The sequence below is a fragment of the Marinilabilia salmonicolor genome (assembly GCF_003003035.1).
Classification (GTDB): domain Bacteria; phylum Bacteroidota; class Bacteroidia; order Bacteroidales; family Marinilabiliaceae; genus Marinilabilia; species Marinilabilia salmonicolor_A.
Genome location: NZ_PVTS01000006.1, coordinates 246,628 through 260,654, shown reverse-complemented (window position 1 = coordinate 260,654; position 14,027 = coordinate 246,628). Strand labels below are relative to the sequence as shown.

At 43.9% G+C, this 14,027-nt stretch carries 15 protein-coding genes; 12 read left to right on the top strand and 3 right to left on the bottom strand.

The genetic code is table 11. The annotated features are described in order from the left end of the window. Nucleotides 1-282: 282 nt before the first annotated feature. On the bottom strand, nt 283-1,050 hold the full coding sequence (gene yaaA / locus BY457_RS08365) for a peroxide stress protein YaaA (protein ID WP_106152872.1): 768 nt from the start codon (nt 1,048-1,050) through the stop codon (nt 283-285). Between the two features lie 49 nt (nt 1,051-1,099). Then, nucleotides 1,100-2,509, bottom strand: a complete 1,410-nt coding sequence (gene rlmD, locus BY457_RS08360) for a 23S rRNA (uracil(1939)-C(5))-methyltransferase RlmD (protein WP_106152916.1) — start codon at nt 2,507-2,509, stop codon at nt 1,100-1,102. 216 nt (nt 2,510-2,725) lie between these two features. Between rlmD and BY457_RS08355 the strand changes: the two genes are divergently transcribed. The 10 genes from BY457_RS08355 (at nt 2,726) to BY457_RS08310 (ending at nt 11,326) form a co-directional block, all read left to right on the top strand. Continuing rightward, complete coding sequence (locus BY457_RS08355; protein ID WP_106152871.1) at nt 2,726-3,166, top strand: preQ(1) synthase; 441 nt, start codon at nt 2,726-2,728, stop codon at nt 3,164-3,166. 150 nt (nt 3,167-3,316) lie between these two features. Further along, a complete protein-coding gene (gene mnmH, locus BY457_RS08350) occupies nt 3,317-4,411 on the top strand; it encodes a tRNA 2-selenouridine(34) synthase MnmH (protein WP_106152870.1) in 1,095 nt (364 codons plus the stop codon). Then, nucleotides 4,392-5,012, top strand: a complete 621-nt coding sequence (gene yedF / locus BY457_RS08345) for a sulfurtransferase-like selenium metabolism protein YedF (protein ID WP_106152869.1) — start codon at nt 4,392-4,394, stop codon at nt 5,010-5,012. Before mnmH ends, yedF begins: the two co-directional genes overlap by 20 nt. An 86-nt stretch (nt 5,013-5,098) precedes the next feature. Continuing rightward, on the top strand, nt 5,099-6,244 hold the full coding sequence (locus BY457_RS08340; protein WP_106152868.1) for an aminotransferase class V-fold PLP-dependent enzyme: 1,146 nt from the start codon (nt 5,099-5,101) through the stop codon (nt 6,242-6,244). Further along, nucleotides 6,225-6,464 (top strand): DUF3343 domain-containing protein, encoded by a 240-nt coding sequence (locus BY457_RS08335; protein WP_258176670.1) that lies wholly within the window; start codon nt 6,225-6,227, stop codon nt 6,462-6,464. Before BY457_RS08340 ends, BY457_RS08335 begins: the two co-directional genes overlap by 20 nt. Beyond that, a complete protein-coding gene (selD, locus tag BY457_RS08330; protein WP_106152867.1) occupies nt 6,461-7,510 on the top strand; it encodes a selenide, water dikinase SelD in 1,050 nt (349 codons plus the stop codon). Before BY457_RS08335 ends, selD begins: the two co-directional genes overlap by 4 nt. Before the next feature lie 189 nt (nt 7,511-7,699). Beyond that, the gene (locus tag BY457_RS08325) at nt 7,700-8,317 is read left to right on the top strand and encodes an SIS domain-containing protein (protein ID WP_106152866.1); all 618 of its coding nucleotides are present in this window, start codon (nt 7,700-7,702) and stop codon (nt 8,315-8,317) included. Nucleotides 8,318-8,320: 3 nt separating this feature from the next. Continuing rightward, nucleotides 8,321-9,862, top strand: coding sequence for a phosphoglucomutase (locus BY457_RS08320; RefSeq protein WP_219885149.1), 1,542 nt, complete (start codon nt 8,321-8,323; stop codon nt 9,860-9,862). Continuing rightward, nucleotides 9,859-10,401 (top strand): hydrolase, encoded by a 543-nt coding sequence (locus BY457_RS08315; RefSeq protein ID WP_106152865.1) that lies wholly within the window; start codon nt 9,859-9,861, stop codon nt 10,399-10,401. The genes BY457_RS08320 and BY457_RS08315 overlap by 4 nt, the downstream gene beginning before the upstream one ends. Before the next feature lie 10 nt (nt 10,402-10,411). After that, a complete protein-coding gene (locus BY457_RS08310; RefSeq protein ID WP_106152864.1) occupies nt 10,412-11,326 on the top strand; it encodes a PfkB family carbohydrate kinase in 915 nt (304 codons plus the stop codon). 437 nt (nt 11,327-11,763) lie between these two features. Here the strand turns inward: BY457_RS08310 and BY457_RS08305 are convergent, their stop codons facing one another. Then, nucleotides 11,764-12,441: an HAD family hydrolase gene (locus BY457_RS08305; RefSeq protein WP_106152863.1), complete on the bottom strand. Its 678-nt coding sequence runs from the start codon at nt 12,439-12,441 to the stop codon at nt 11,764-11,766. A 130-nt stretch (nt 12,442-12,571) separates the two neighbouring features. Between BY457_RS08305 and BY457_RS08300 the strand changes: the two genes are divergently transcribed. Further along, nucleotides 12,572-13,240: a B3/B4 domain-containing protein gene (locus BY457_RS08300; protein ID WP_106152862.1), complete on the top strand. Its 669-nt coding sequence runs from the start codon at nt 12,572-12,574 to the stop codon at nt 13,238-13,240. Between the two features lie 3 nt (nt 13,241-13,243). Further along, entirely contained in the window at nt 13,244-14,023 is a 780-nt protein-coding gene (locus tag BY457_RS08295) for an MBL fold metallo-hydrolase (protein ID WP_106152861.1), read from the top strand. Nucleotides 14,024-14,027 lie beyond the last annotated feature (4 nt).

The window sequence follows — 14,027 nt, the reverse complement described above, 5'->3', positions numbered from 1 at the left end:
GTACAAAAGTTAAGAAAAAATCATGGGTTTGTCACGAAATTGTGCGTTAAAAGTGGTTTGTATTTTTTGTTTTCTGTTCTTGAATACCGACCAATAGTCCGATAAACCCTTTAAAAAATTTGGGGCATTAAATCTTTATGTTTAAATGAGTTTTCCGGTAATGCTTAGAATGTCAGCGTAATACGTTTTTTCTAACTTCTAATTTCCAACCTCTAACGTCTAACCTCTAACGTCTAAAAATCTAAAAATCTAACGAACTATTGAACGTGAATGTTGAAGTTTTTAGTGTCTGGTAAAGACCATTTCGTTTCCTTTTGAAAGATCGTTGTTGAAATGGTAGCCATCTTCATCAAAGGCTTTCAGGTCTTCAGGTTGGGTTAGTTTGTTCTGTACGATAAATCGGACCATCATGCCTCGTGCTTTTTTAGCATAAATACTGATGACTTTGTATGTCCCGTTTTTGTTTTCTTTGAAAACGGGGGTTATTACGGGTTTTTCAATTTTATCTTCATCAAGGGCTTTAAAATACTCCTGGCTCGCAAGGTTGATGAGTGCTTTATGTTTGCCTTGTTTCAGGTCTTCGTTAATTTGTCTTGTCAGTTTTTCACCCCAAAATTCATAGAGGTCTTTCCCCTTTTCATTTTTGAGTTTAGTGCCCATTTCAAGTCTGTATGGAAGTATATTATCCAATGGTCTTAATACACCGTACATTCCCGACAGAATGCGCAACTGCTTTTGAGCTGTTTCTATTTCTTTGTGATTAAGTGACCATGCATCGAGCCCGTTGTAGGCTTCACCATTAAAAGCATAAATGGCCTGACGGGCTTTCGTTGAATTGAAAGGCCAGCTCCATTGAATGAAACGTTCTGCATTGAGTTCTCCCAATTGTCGGCTTATTTTCATGAGGTTCATGAGTTCATCGGGTGAGAATTTTTTCAAATCATCAGCCAATGAAGATGCTTCATCAGAAAAGAGTATTTCGGTACTTTGCGATGTTGGAACTTTCTTTTTAAAGTCCAGTTTTTTTGCCGGTGATAATATTGCAATCATACTTTTTTACAGAAAAACGCAACACACTATTAAAAAGTTCAACCGAAAATTATTTCCTTTCCAACAAAGCCACATTTTCCACATGGTGCGTGTGGGGAAACATATCAACCGGTTGAATTGCGGTAACGCGGTACCGGGCATCCAGAATATTGATGTCTCTGGCCTGGGTTGCGGAGTTACAGCTCACATAAACTATTTTCTCGGGAGCGGCATTGAGGATGGTTCTGACCACATCTTCATGCATTCCAGCCCGTGGAGGATCGGTAATAATTACATCAGGGAATCCTTCTTTCTCAAACAGGTCATGGTTGAGAAGGTCTTTCATGTCGCCTGCAAAGAAACGGGTGTTTTCGATGTTGTTAATTTCCGAGTTGATGTGGGCATCCTCAATGGCTTCTGGCACATACTCTATTCCCACTACTTTTTTAGCGTTGCCGGCAATAAAGTTGGCAATGGTTCCCGTGCCAGTATAAAGGTCGTAAACGGTTTCGTCTCCTGTAAGTCCGGCAAAATTCCGGGCAACCTTGTAGAGATTGTAAGCCTGGTCAGAGTTGGTCTGATAAAATGATTTGGGTCCGATTTTGAACTTCAGACCTTCCATCTCTTCAAAAATGTGGTCCCGGCCATATTGAAGCACCACTTCCTGATCTGTAATGGTATCGTTTTTCTTTTCGTTGATTACGTACATCCATGAAGTTACTTCGGGGAATTGTTCTCTGAGATGTTCAAACAGCCTGTTTCGTTTTTCTTCATCTTCGTGAAAGAATACCACAATAATCATGGTTTCGCCGATAGAAGTTGTGCGGATAATCAATGTCCGCAAAAAACCTTCCTGGGCTCTGAGGTCAAAAAATGTCCAGTTGTTTTGAAGGGCATAATTTCGGATGGCCAGACGAATGTCGTTGGATGGTTGTCGCTGCAGATGACACTCCTTTATGTCAATAACTTTATCGAACATCCCGGGAATATGAAATCCCAGGCCGTTTTTGTTGTCAATGACCTCTTCCGACTCCATCTCCTCTAATGAAAGCCATCTTTTATTGGAAAAAGTAAACTCCAGTTTGTTGCGGTAAAAACGTTCCTGTGGGGAGGCCAAAATGGGACTGATTTCCGGCAACTCAACTTTTCCGATTCGCTGAAGATTGTTAAGTACTTCACGTTGCTTGAACTTTACCTGTTCGGAATAGGGGAGATGTTGCCATTTGCACCCGCCGCATATGCCGAAATGTTCGCAAAAAGGTTCGGCACGCATTTCCGAAAGGTGATGGAATTTAACAGGGCGTCCTTCAAAATATTTTTTCCTTTTCTTTGTTACCTGAACATCCACCACATCCCCCGGTGCTGCCAGTGGCACAAATACCACCGTGTCATTGACTCTGCCCAGGGCTTTGCCTTCTGCTGCTACATCGCTGATCACCAATCGTTCGAGCAATGGTTTGTTTCGTCTTGATCGTCCCACTTGTTTTTTCTTTTCTGGTTTTGCGCGCAAAGATATGTGAATCCGTTAAGATTCACTAATCTTTTTGTTTCTCTTAAATTGTTAACTTTGCACCGATTTTATCATCTATTGGTGCTTTGCCATTCTGTTTCCGGTTGCTGATAATGAAACCGGATCATGCAAAGTTGTTTTTTACTTCAGATATAATTTTTTTAGTTCATCAAATCGAATAATGTCATGGCAGATAAAGTTTTAACCTACAAGGATATCGATAAAAGCATGCTGAAATCGTTGCCTAATCCTACCAATCAGGCTTACGAAATAAAGGTGAAGATACCTGAGTTTACTTTTCTCGGGGTAAAGGATCAGCCGGATTTTGCTGATGTTTACATTACTTTTTATCCAACCGACCGCATTATTGAATTAAAATCCCTGAAGATGTACGTTCAGGCACTTCGGAATATCACTGTTTCTTATGAAAGATTGATTAATGTTTTTTACGATCACCTGATGGAGGTTTACAATCCGGACAGAATACGAATTGTAATGGTTTGTAACCCCCGTGGTGGTATCAGTTCCCGTTTGACCATCGACAGCGACTGGAAAGTACGCGGCGGTCAGGAAAAATACAGCGACTGGAAAAATCATATGGATGACACCTGGAGTGTGACGTTGTAAGGAATCAGGGTTGAGGAATGAGGTTCTGGCAGAGAAGCACGATTGTGCGTCTTTACTGAAGTGATAAGGATGAAGATGGTGTTTTGAGGGTGATATTTCCGAAGTCGATATTTCAGTCAAAAGTTACCCTGCCTTCAGTTTTAAAAAACTATGATGGTGAATAATAATGATTCTGACCATTTGAATTTGGAAAATAGTAATAAAGCGAGCACCTCAGTGCTTGCTCCGGAGTCGTTTCTGGAGGAAGCTGAGGTGTTTCCGGTTATTGATGTTCGTACGCCGGCGGAGTTTGCCCAGGGGCATATTCCGGGAGCCATTAATATGCCCATTTTTTCCAATGAGGAGCGAGCTGTGGTTGGAACCTTGTATAAAAGAGAGGGGCGTGATGCAGCCGTTTTAAAGGGGTTGGAGTATGTCGGCCCCAAAATGGCTGAGTTTGCCCGTGCGGCAAGGCGTATTGCAGTTGACAACCAGGTATTGGTTCATTGCTGGCGGGGTGGAATGCGCAGTGGAAGTATGGCCTGGCTATTCAGAACGGTCGGGTTGAAAGCCACTACCTTGGAGGGTGGCTATAAGGCATACCGGGCATCGTTCAGAAAAATGCTGGAAGAACAGAAATGGCGTTTTATGGTAATTGGCGGCCCTACCGGAGGTGGGAAAACCGAAGTTTTGAAGGAGCTTGAAAACCATGGAGAACAGATGTTGGATCTGGAAGGCCTGGCCAATCACAAAGGATCGGCCTTTGGTGCACTGGGAGAAGAGGACCAACCAACATCAGAGCAGTTTGAAAATGATATCCATGCCCGTTTTCTGAAATTTAATCCCGACAGAATAATTTGGGTGGAAGGTGAAAGCCACAGTATCGGCCGTGTCTATATTCCCGATCAACTCTTTGAGTTGTTGATGCAGGCACCATTGGTTATGTATGATATTGACCGAAAACTTCGGGTGGATCGGCTTGTTAGGGATTATGGTTGCTTTGATAAAGAGTTACTGCAGGAATCTGTTTTGAAAATTCAGAAACGACTTGGAGGCCAGAGAACCAACGAAGCATTGGAGGCTTTAGATGCAGGTGACTATCGCTCCGTGGCTGACCTTACCTTGCAGTATTACGATAAAGGATATGCCAAATCTTTGGCAAAAAGAAATGAACCGGTATTGGTCTTGAAAGAAATGACCGATGAGCCTGAAAATGTAGCCCGAAAATTGATAAAACAGTTTAGTCATGAAGACAATAGATACTAAGGGACGGTTGTGTCCCGAACCATTGATTATGGCCCGAAACGGACTGAGAGAGGTGAATGAGGGAGAGAAAATGCAGGTGATTTCCGACAATGATACCTCTTATCAGAATCTGATGAGCTTTCTGGAGGATCTTGGTGCCAACCCGGTTGCCGATAAGAAAGACGGCATTTATACCATTGAAGTCACGAAACCTGCAGAATCTGCTTCCGTCGCAGAAAGTAATCCCGAAGCATATTGTGCGGTGCCCCAGCCTGCCGGAGGAAACACTGATTATGTGGTTGTTGTCCGCAGCTGTCGTATGGGAGAGGGCGAAGACGATCTGGGTTCCTTGTTGATTCGGGGATATTTTAATGCTCTGAAGGAGATGGATCAATTGCCTACTCATATTATTATGTATAACGGAGGAGTGAAACTGGCCGTGAAGGATACCGATACCGCAGCTGCTCTTGCTGAACTTGAAGACAAGGATGTGAGTGTATTGGTGTGTGGTACCTGTGTCGATTATTACAGTATGAAAGAGCAAATAGGGGTGGGGCGTATCAGTAATATGTATCAGATTGCTACCACACTTGCCGAAGCAGGCAAAGTGGTTTATTTATAGAAGGCACGGAATGTAATTTCCCGAAATCGCTTAATTGCAGGATTTATTGATTTGGGGTCAATGAACACTTGAAGAAATTTTTTTTTATGCCTCAATTCACCAACACTTATTTCGACAATGCAAGTACCGGTTGGCCAAAACCTCCGGAAGTTGCCGGGGCACTGTCCGATTTTATCCGGAATACTGCCGGAACCTATGGTCGTGCTGCCTACCCAAGGGTTTACAAGACTTCGTCAATGATTGAGGAGTGCAGAGATGAACTGGCAAAGGTAATGGGTGTTGGAGAGGCCGGGAATATTGCTTTTACGCAAAATGCAACGCATGGCATCAATACGGTTCTTTTTGGTCTTGATTTGCACGATTGCGAGGTGTTGATATCACCATTGGAACACAATGCCGTGATGCGTCCGCTTGAGCGTCTTAAAGAAACCTGTAATGTACACTGGAAAGTGATTCCGGCCGAAGAAGACGGAACAATTATCCCTGAGCAAATTCCCGGAATAATCAGCGATCGAACGCGTCTGGTAATTGTCAATCACGAAAGTAATGTGAACGGAGTTATTCAGCCGATAGAAAAGATTCGGGAGTATATAGGTAATATTCCTTTTTTGGTTGATACCACCCAGTCGTTGGGCAGTGTTTCGTTTGAAGGTGACAGGTGGGACGTGGATTTTATAGCATTTACCGGACATAAAGGGTTGCTGGGGCCAACAGGAACCGGGGGCTTTTATGTGCGTTATCCGGAATTGCTTTCTCCTCTGATTTTAGGTGGAACGGGGAGTCGGTCGGAGAGTGTTGAGATGCCTTTGTTTGCTCCTGATAAGTTTGAAGCCGGAACACACAATGCGGTTGGTATTGCAGGTCTTCTGGCTGCCCTTAAAAACCGACCGAAACCGGAATGGGATTCCTACGATATCAATGCTCTGGTTCAGGGAGTACAGCAGATTTCAGGAGTCAGGGTGCTGACAGCTGAGCATTCGGTAAACAGGGGAAATGTCTTTTCGCTGGTTCATGAAAATCTTACCCCATCTACCATTGCCAATCGTTTGTATGAACGATTTGAGATAGAGATCCGATCCGGATTGCATTGCGCACCCATGGCACACCGTTTTCTGGATACTTTCCCAAAAGGTTCTGCACGATTTGCTCCCTCCTTTTATCATACAAAAGGGGATTTGCAAAATCTGGGTGAAGCGTTGAAAATAATACTAAATGATAGGAATTATGTCTGAAGAACCGCTGTTGCTCTTCCCGAATGTGCACAAAGTGATGCGTGCTGATCGAATCTGTAAAGCGTTAGGAATTGCCACAAGGGTTATTCCTGTTCCGGAAGAGGTCTCTTCCGAGTGCGGAATGTGCCTGGTTGTTGCAGACAGTAATTTGAATGCCTGCAGAGAGGCTTTGAGCAAAGAGAATATTACTTTTGAACTACATAAGAGAGGCAAACAATGAGTGAGCAAATAATTGATTTGTTAGAGACAGTGGAATATGGTGGTTGTTCAGCAAAATTACCACCCGGAGAACTTGCCGGAATTCTATCAAAGCTTCCGCAGATGCAGCATCCCAATATTATGGTGGATATTGATACCCACGATGATGCTGGGGTTTATCGGCTTAACGATGAAACGGCACTTATCTTTACCACTGATTTTTTCCCTCCGGTTTGTTCCGATCCGTTTGAATTTGGTGAGATTGCTGCTGCCAATGCGCTGAGTGATGTTTATGCAATGGGCGGGACTCCCTTGCTGGCTCTTAATCTGTTTATGTTTTCGTCAGCCAAAATGCCATTGAGTGCCTTTGAGCAAATATTGCAGGGAGGCCACAGTAAGATTCAGGAAGCCGGAGCCCTGGTAATGGGAGGTCATACCATTGAAGATCATCCGCCCAAATACGGATTGGCCGTGGTGGGTACGGTGCATCCGGATAAATTAATTACCAATGCATCAGCAAAACCCGGAGACCTGCTGGTACTTACCAAGCCACTGGGGATTGGAGTGCTGGTTGCTGCCCAGCGATTAAAGATGGTACGTGAGGATGCATATCGTAAAGGACTTGACCAAATGAAGCTGCTGAATAAGTGGGGGGCTGAGGTGATGACCAAACACGCACTCACCTGTGCCACTGATGTTACCGGTTTCGGACTGCTCGGTCATGCACTCAAAATGGCTGAGGCAAGTGAGGTGAGCCTGGCCATTCGAAGCCGGGATTTACCCATAATTGATCAGGCTGCCGAACTGGCCAATGATGGCTGTTTGCCCGGGGCGTCCTTTAGAAATCTGGATTTTGTGCAATCCTCGTTGCATGTAAATAAACTGGTGGAACCGCACTTGAAAATGCTTGCTGCGGATGCTCAAACATCCGGCGGACTGCTGATGTGCGTACCTCCGGAAAAACTGGATGCCGTGTTGGCTGATTTGAAAGCTACCGGAAAACATCCCCAAACAAAAGTGATTGGAGAAGTACTTCCAAAAACAAGGAAAAGGATCTATCTGGAGTAAGCATAGTTTTTCCGGAAGAGAAAATTAATCAGCCCTTACCAACCCCCATAATCGTGTAAATTCGCGTCATTGCGAACGTAGTGAAGCAATCTCATTTTTTTAACCGGACACCAATGATATTTTTATTAATTTGCATCTGATATCATAATTATTTTTAAGGATAAAAGGAACCATTTTTAGAGAAAAATAATGATAGAAAAAGAAATCCGGGCTTTATTGGAAGCTGAATCCCGTGCAGTAGCACAAATCCCTGTTACAGAAGGTTTTGAAAAGGCTGTTGGCCTGCTTTTTGAGTTTGTCCACAATCGTAAGGGTAAACTGATTACCAGCGGAATGGGTAAGGCTGGTCAAATTGCCAACAATATGGCCACAACCTTTAGCAGTACCGGTACTCCCGCCGTTTTTTTACATCCCAGTGAGGCCCAGCACGGCGACCTGGGGGTTTTACAGGACAATGATATAATGCTCCTTATTTCCAATTCGGGCAAGACACGGGAAATTATTGAGTTGATTGACCTGGCTAAAGGGCTCAGACCCGATATCCCGTTTATCGTAATTACCGGGAACGAAAATTCCCTGCTGGCAGAAGCTGCTTCGGCTTGTCTCTTTACGGGAAATCCTCCCGAAGTTTGTGCTTTGGGCCACACACCAACAACTTCCACTACTACAATGACCGTAATTGGTGATGTTTTGGTGGTGTTGCTGATGAAAAAAATCGGGTTCAATAATCATGATTATGCATTAAGACATCATGGCGGCTATCTGGGCGATAAATCCCGTCAGGCTGCCAATCTCGAAAAAAAATAAACTATGAATCTGACCATGCCACAAACTGACTGGAAGAAATTACACAACGGCTCTGATATTCTGGGGGTCGCTCTGGACAGAGTAAGGGGAGATGAAGTAAATTTTACCCCCGAAATTGCCGAAAGGCTCGGCAGAGCTTTTGTTGTCTGGTTGCAAACCTATTTTTCAGGAAAAAACAAATTGCGAATTTCTGTGGGACGCGATCCGAGATTATCGGGTCCTGAACTGCTGCAGGCACTTATCAAAGGAATTAGTGAGGGTGGAGCAGATGTGGTCAATGTTGGACTTGCCTCCACGCCAGCTATGTTTATGTCCACTCAAATTGGGGAGAAACCAGTGGATGCAGCGGTTATGGTGACAGGCAGTCACTCGGCTGCTCATAAAAACGGATTGAAACTGTTTACCTCCACAGGCGGCCTGGATAAGGCTGATATTTCAGAAATTCTGACCCTTGCAGATGGTCACCTAAAAAAAGGAAGCAGGAAGGGAACAGTAGGAGAGTATGATTTTATGGCTGTTTATGCACAGCACCTGGCAGATGTTATCCGCCAGGGAGTTAATCATCCCGATCACTATGAGACTCCTCTTGAGGGATTGAAGATTGCGGTGGATGCAGGTAACGGATCCGGTGGTTTTTTTGCTACTGATGTATTGGAGCAGTTGGGTGCAGATATTTCCGCCTCCCAGTTTTTAGAGGCTGATGGAAGATTCCCCAACCATTTCCCCAATCCTGAAGACACCAATGCCATGAATTCTCTTATCAACAAGGTAAAGGAGTCTGAAGCTGACCTGGGAATTATCTTTGATATGGATGTGGATCGTGCTGCACTGGTTGATTACACCGGACGCCCCATTAATAAAAATTCCCTGATTGCACTGGCTTCAGCGATGGTGTTACAGAAGAAGCCCGGAAGTACCATTGTTACCGACTCAATCACTTCAGATGGGTTGTCATGGTTTATTCAGGAGAAGTTGGGTGGCAAGCATCATCGCTATCAACGGGGGTATAAGAATGTTATCAATGAAGCGGTTCGTTTGAACGGAATCGGCCAGGAATCCTGTCTCGCCATTGAGACTTCCGGTCATGCTGCTTTCAGGGAAAATTTCTTTTTGGATGACGGAGCCTATCTTGCCACCCGGATGATTGTAACCCTTGCAAAGAAGAGGGCCGAAGGCAATCGCTTGACCGACCTTATTGAAGGTCTTCCAGAGCCGGTTGACAGCTGTGAAATTCGATTGAGAATTAATTCTGCTGATTTTATTCAAACCGGTTCGGATATTATTGCTGAAGTTGGCATTATGGCCGGAAATAAAAGCAACTGGGATTTGTTGCCCGAAAATTACGAAGGTGTACGGGTGAAATGTTCCGGTAACGGTCAGGATGGCTGGTTCTTGCTGCGTTTGTCGTTGCATGATCCGGTTCTTCCGTTGAATATTGAATCTAACGAACCGGGTGGGGTACAAAAAATCGCTGAAGAATTATTTGAATTTTTCGGACGTTTTGACAATCTTGATTTATCGGCATTTAAAAGATTTGGAGTATGAGAATTATCAGAGACAATACACTTGCCATGGTTGTGGATGTTCAGGAACGCTTGTTTCCTCATATTTATGAACATGAGCAACTGGCTGCAAACATGAAGATTTTGGTTGAGGGACTTAAACTTTTACAAGTTCCTGTGATGGTAACCGAACAGTATAAAAAAGGCCTTGGTGAAACCATTCCTTCACTCGCTGCTTTGGTGGACGAATATCCACATAGTGAAAAAACTGCCTTTAGCTGCTGTGATGATCCCGCAATTATGGAGAAGGTCGAGTTGTCGTCTAAACGTACCGTGGTTCTTGCCGGTATCGAGGCACATATTTGTCTGTTGCAAACAGCCCTCGATTTGAAGGAACGTGGTTTCCATCCTGTAGTAGTGGAAGATTGTGTAGGGTCCAGAAATCCTGAGAACAAAAGGATAGCTATGGCCAGACTTGTTCAGGATGGAATCATCATTACCAGTTACGAGTCACTGTTATTTGAGATGTGCCGTGTTTCAGGTACGGATGAGTTTAAAGCCATTTCGAAACTTGTTAAGTAATGGTTGCTGTATGGGACGGATTTTCGGGCTGGGTGAAACGGTCCTCGATATTATTTTTAAGGATAACCGGCCGGTGGCTTCACGCCCCGGCGGTTCTGCCTTTAATGCCCTTGTATCTCTTGCCCGGGCAGGGGAAGAGGTGGCTTTGATTAGTGAAATAGGCCTGGAGGAGGTTGGTGACCAGATTGTGGAATTTCTTCGGGAAAACGGTGTCGGAACTTCATGGCTTCACAGGTTTTCTACAGGTAAGACACCCGTTGCTCTTGCTTTTCTGGATGAGGACAACAATGCGTCCTACCAGGTTTATAAAGATTTTCCCGATGAAAGGTTTCAGATTTCCGGACCAGATTTCCTGCCGGGAGACATTCTTCTGTTTGGTTCTTTCTTTGCCGTGAACCCTGTACTTCGTAAGCAGGTGGTGCCATTGCTCCAAAAGGCACGTAAACAGGGAGCTTTTCTTATTTATGATCCCAATTTCAGGAAAAATCATCTGAGCAATATAGATGTTTACCGTCCCCTCATTGAAGAGAACTTTTCGTTGGCTCATTTGGTAAGGGGAAGTGATGAAGATTTTGAAAATATCTATCCCGGATTGGATACAGATAAGGTGTTACAAAAAATTCGGGAATTTGATGCAATGGGACTTATTACTGCCAACAGGGATGGGGTATATGGGCTGGTTGGTGAACAATATTTTCATGTTGCTGCCAGGACGATAAAGCCTGTTAGTACCATTGGTGCCGGTGATAATTTCAATGCAGGGCTGGCTTATGGCCTTAACAGACAAAAACCTGCTGAAGGAGATATGGACCGATGGAAAAATATTGTGGAAAACGCCATTGAGTTTTCCACAAATGTTTGTTTATCTTTTGATAATTATATCTCGAGGGAGTTTGCAGCCACGTTACCGAGGAACAAAAAATAAGCCTACCCATTCGTAGAGATATTTCTTTCAGATAGTTGACAGGACAAAAACAATTTATTCCTCCGGAATAGTGAGCTTTTTTCAAATCAACTTTATGGAGGACGCCGGAATTTGGAAGGTAGTTGAACATCGCAACAGATAATTTTTGAAACGAAGTTCGACGAAGTCAATAATTCAGTCCTCCCAAAAGTTGGGCTTTTTCCTGTTAGGGAAATACATAATGTTGTTGTGTTTTTTTTAAGGCCGAAGGTCTTTAAGCAATAGCCTGGGGCAACGCCCCAGGGAAATTATAATTACCTCCCCCCTCATTATTGGTCGCGTCGCGACCAATAATGAGGGGGCATGAGGAATACCTCAAAACCCAGGGCGTTGCCATGGGCTGTTGCTCTCAGGCTTTCAGCCTGTTTGCATCGTACCGGTCTTATGCATAAGGTAGGTTACAATAGTTTTTCAAAAAACTCATCAACCTCTTTAGCTTTATCAAAAACCTCACTCGCACCGGCATCAAACAATACCTGCTTTTCCAGAGGACCTGTATTGATGGCAATGGTGTGGATCCCTGCCGCAACAGCTGACTCTACTCCGAGTGGTGCGTTTTCTATTACGATGGCTTCATCCGCCGAAACGCCCGCTTTGTTTAGTCCCATGAGATAGGGCTCGGGATGAGGTTTACCATGTTTTACATCGTATCCGGATACAACTTCATCAGGATGAACGCCGAAGTCTTCCTGTAATCTTTCCAGTAAGATTGGTTGCTTGCTGCCGGTAACCACAATGATTCTTCTTCCGGCATCCCTGATTTTTTTCATTAGTGCCTGCATTCCCGGAATCTTGTCTGCTTTTGGACGCAGATGCATGAGTCTTGTCTTCTCCTCGTAAATGCCCTCAATTTCTTCGGGGGTGGCCTCCCTGTGACAAAGCTGTTTTATGGCCTTTTTTATGGTGAAATCTCCGGTGCTTCCTTCATTCAGGTAGGCTTCCTCTAATGGGAAATTTATGTTGTAGGCATTGAATGCTTCAATCCATGTGGCGGCATGGTGTTTCATGCTGTCGTAAAGCACTCCGTCCATATCAAAAAGCACAGCATTTATTTTTTGAGGTATTGTCTTTGTCATCGCTTATAACTTTAAGTCTGCAAAAATAGCAATAATACCTGCCTGTCCGAAATCCACCCGTTGAGTTTTGAGGCGGATTCATGAAAATTTGGTATTTTAGCAGAATAAGAGAAAAACATCAATTTGTACAATGGAATTTCCTAAATTAAGTCTCCAGCCCGAAATCGCTGAAAATTTTCCGGATCTTAAACTGGGATGTCTGGTTTCTGAGGTGCTGGTCGAAGAGCCCGGAGCTGATTTACTGCAAAGTATGCAGAGCGAAATTGAAGCACTTTCCACTCAACTGGATGCGGAGAAAATCAGGGAAATGCCGGCTGTAAAGTCCTTGAAGCAAGCCTATAAGAAACTGGGAAAGGACCCCAATCGATACCGTCCGGCTGCTGAATCATTGCTTCGAAGGGTAAGTAAAGGCAAGGGTTTGTATCAGGTAAATAATGTAGTGGATTGTTTGAATCTGGTTTCTGTTAAAACCGGATTTTCCATTTGTGGCTACGACCTTAGTAAAATTAGTGGAGATGTGACATTGGGCAAGGGGAAGCCAGCAGAACCCTACCAGGGAATCGGAAGGGGAGAATTAAATATTGAAAATTTACCGGTTTTCAGAGATTCAAACGGAGCATTTGGAACCCCTACAAGTGATTCTTCCCGGACTCTGATTGATGAAAAAACCAAACGGGTACTTATGATTGTTCCCTCTTTTGACGGGGATGGTGACGGATTGGAGGAGACTATGGCAATGCTTTCGGAATTGTTGAGTAAGTATGTCAGCAATGCTTCTCCTGAAATAAAAGTGATATAAAAGATGATTGAAATATGTGCACTGGCATCGGGTAGTAACGGAAATTGTTATTACATAGGCAATGAAAATGAAGCGATACTTGTGGATGCCGGAATCAGCCGACGCCAGGTGTTGGAACGAATGAAAGAACGGTCTTTGAATCCTTCAAAGATCAAAGGAATATTAATTTCTCATGAACATGCCGATCATTTTAAAGGTGTGCGGGTTTTGAGTAAGCAACTGGATGTTCCGGTCTATATTACTCACAGATCATTGGAGAAAAGCTGGGGTCCCAATCGTCCTGCTTTAATTAAGAATTTTACTCCGGGAGAACGCATCGAAATAGGAGATTTTATTATTCATACCTTTTTAAAGCAACATGATGCGGCAGAGCCGTGTAGTTTCAGAATCGAACATGACGGGGTTAATGTGGGAGTAATGACAGACATTGGGTCGCCATGCGACAATGTGATTCAGCATTTTTCTTCCTGTCAGGCTGTGTTTCTGGAATCAAACTATGACGAGGATATGTTGTGGAACGGAGTATATCCCTGGCATCTGAAAAACAGAGTTGCCTCTGAAGTGGGACATTTGTCCAATGCACAGGCAGTGGAACTTTTGGATATACACGGTGGAGCCGATCTGGAAGTTGTTTTTTTATCGCATTTGTCGGCCGAAAACAATACTCCGCAACTGGCATTGGAGGCTTTTAACAGCTTGTCACACAGGTTTGATGTGAGATTGACCAACCGATATGCTGCAGCAGAGGTGTTTAGACTGGAAAAGAAACCAGTGACAGTTTAAAATT

What these genes read in the sequence shown, in the direction of transcription:
- yaaA (WP_106152872.1), bottom strand. Translation starts at nt 1,050, where the DNA reads ATGATTGCAATATTATCACCGGCAAAAAAACTGGACTTTAAAAAGAAA.
- BY457_RS08355 (WP_106152871.1), top strand. Translation starts at nt 2,726, where the DNA reads ATGGCAGATAAAGTTTTAACCTACAAGGATATCGATAAAAGCATGCTG.
- mnmH (WP_106152870.1), top strand. Translation starts at nt 3,317, where the DNA reads ATGATGGTGAATAATAATGATTCTGACCATTTGAATTTGGAAAATAGT.
- yedF (WP_106152869.1), top strand. Translation starts at nt 4,392, where the DNA reads ATGAAGACAATAGATACTAAGGGACGGTTGTGTCCCGAACCATTGATT.
- BY457_RS08340 (WP_106152868.1), top strand. Translation starts at nt 5,099, where the DNA reads ATGCCTCAATTCACCAACACTTATTTCGACAATGCAAGTACCGGTTGG.
- BY457_RS08335 (WP_258176670.1), top strand. Translation starts at nt 6,225, where the DNA reads ATGATAGGAATTATGTCTGAAGAACCGCTGTTGCTCTTCCCGAATGTG.
- selD (WP_106152867.1), top strand. Translation starts at nt 6,461, where the DNA reads ATGAGTGAGCAAATAATTGATTTGTTAGAGACAGTGGAATATGGTGGT.
- BY457_RS08325 (WP_106152866.1), top strand. Translation starts at nt 7,700, where the DNA reads ATGATAGAAAAAGAAATCCGGGCTTTATTGGAAGCTGAATCCCGTGCA.
- BY457_RS08320 (WP_219885149.1), top strand. Translation starts at nt 8,321, where the DNA reads ATGAATCTGACCATGCCACAAACTGACTGGAAGAAATTACACAACGGC.
- BY457_RS08315 (WP_106152865.1), top strand. Translation starts at nt 9,859, where the DNA reads ATGAGAATTATCAGAGACAATACACTTGCCATGGTTGTGGATGTTCAG.
- BY457_RS08310 (WP_106152864.1), top strand. Translation starts at nt 10,412, where the DNA reads ATGGGACGGATTTTCGGGCTGGGTGAAACGGTCCTCGATATTATTTTT.
- BY457_RS08305 (WP_106152863.1), bottom strand. Translation starts at nt 12,441, where the DNA reads ATGACAAAGACAATACCTCAAAAAATAAATGCTGTGCTTTTTGATATG.
- BY457_RS08300 (WP_106152862.1), top strand. Translation starts at nt 12,572, where the DNA reads ATGGAATTTCCTAAATTAAGTCTCCAGCCCGAAATCGCTGAAAATTTT.
- BY457_RS08295 (WP_106152861.1), top strand. Translation starts at nt 13,244, where the DNA reads ATGATTGAAATATGTGCACTGGCATCGGGTAGTAACGGAAATTGTTAT.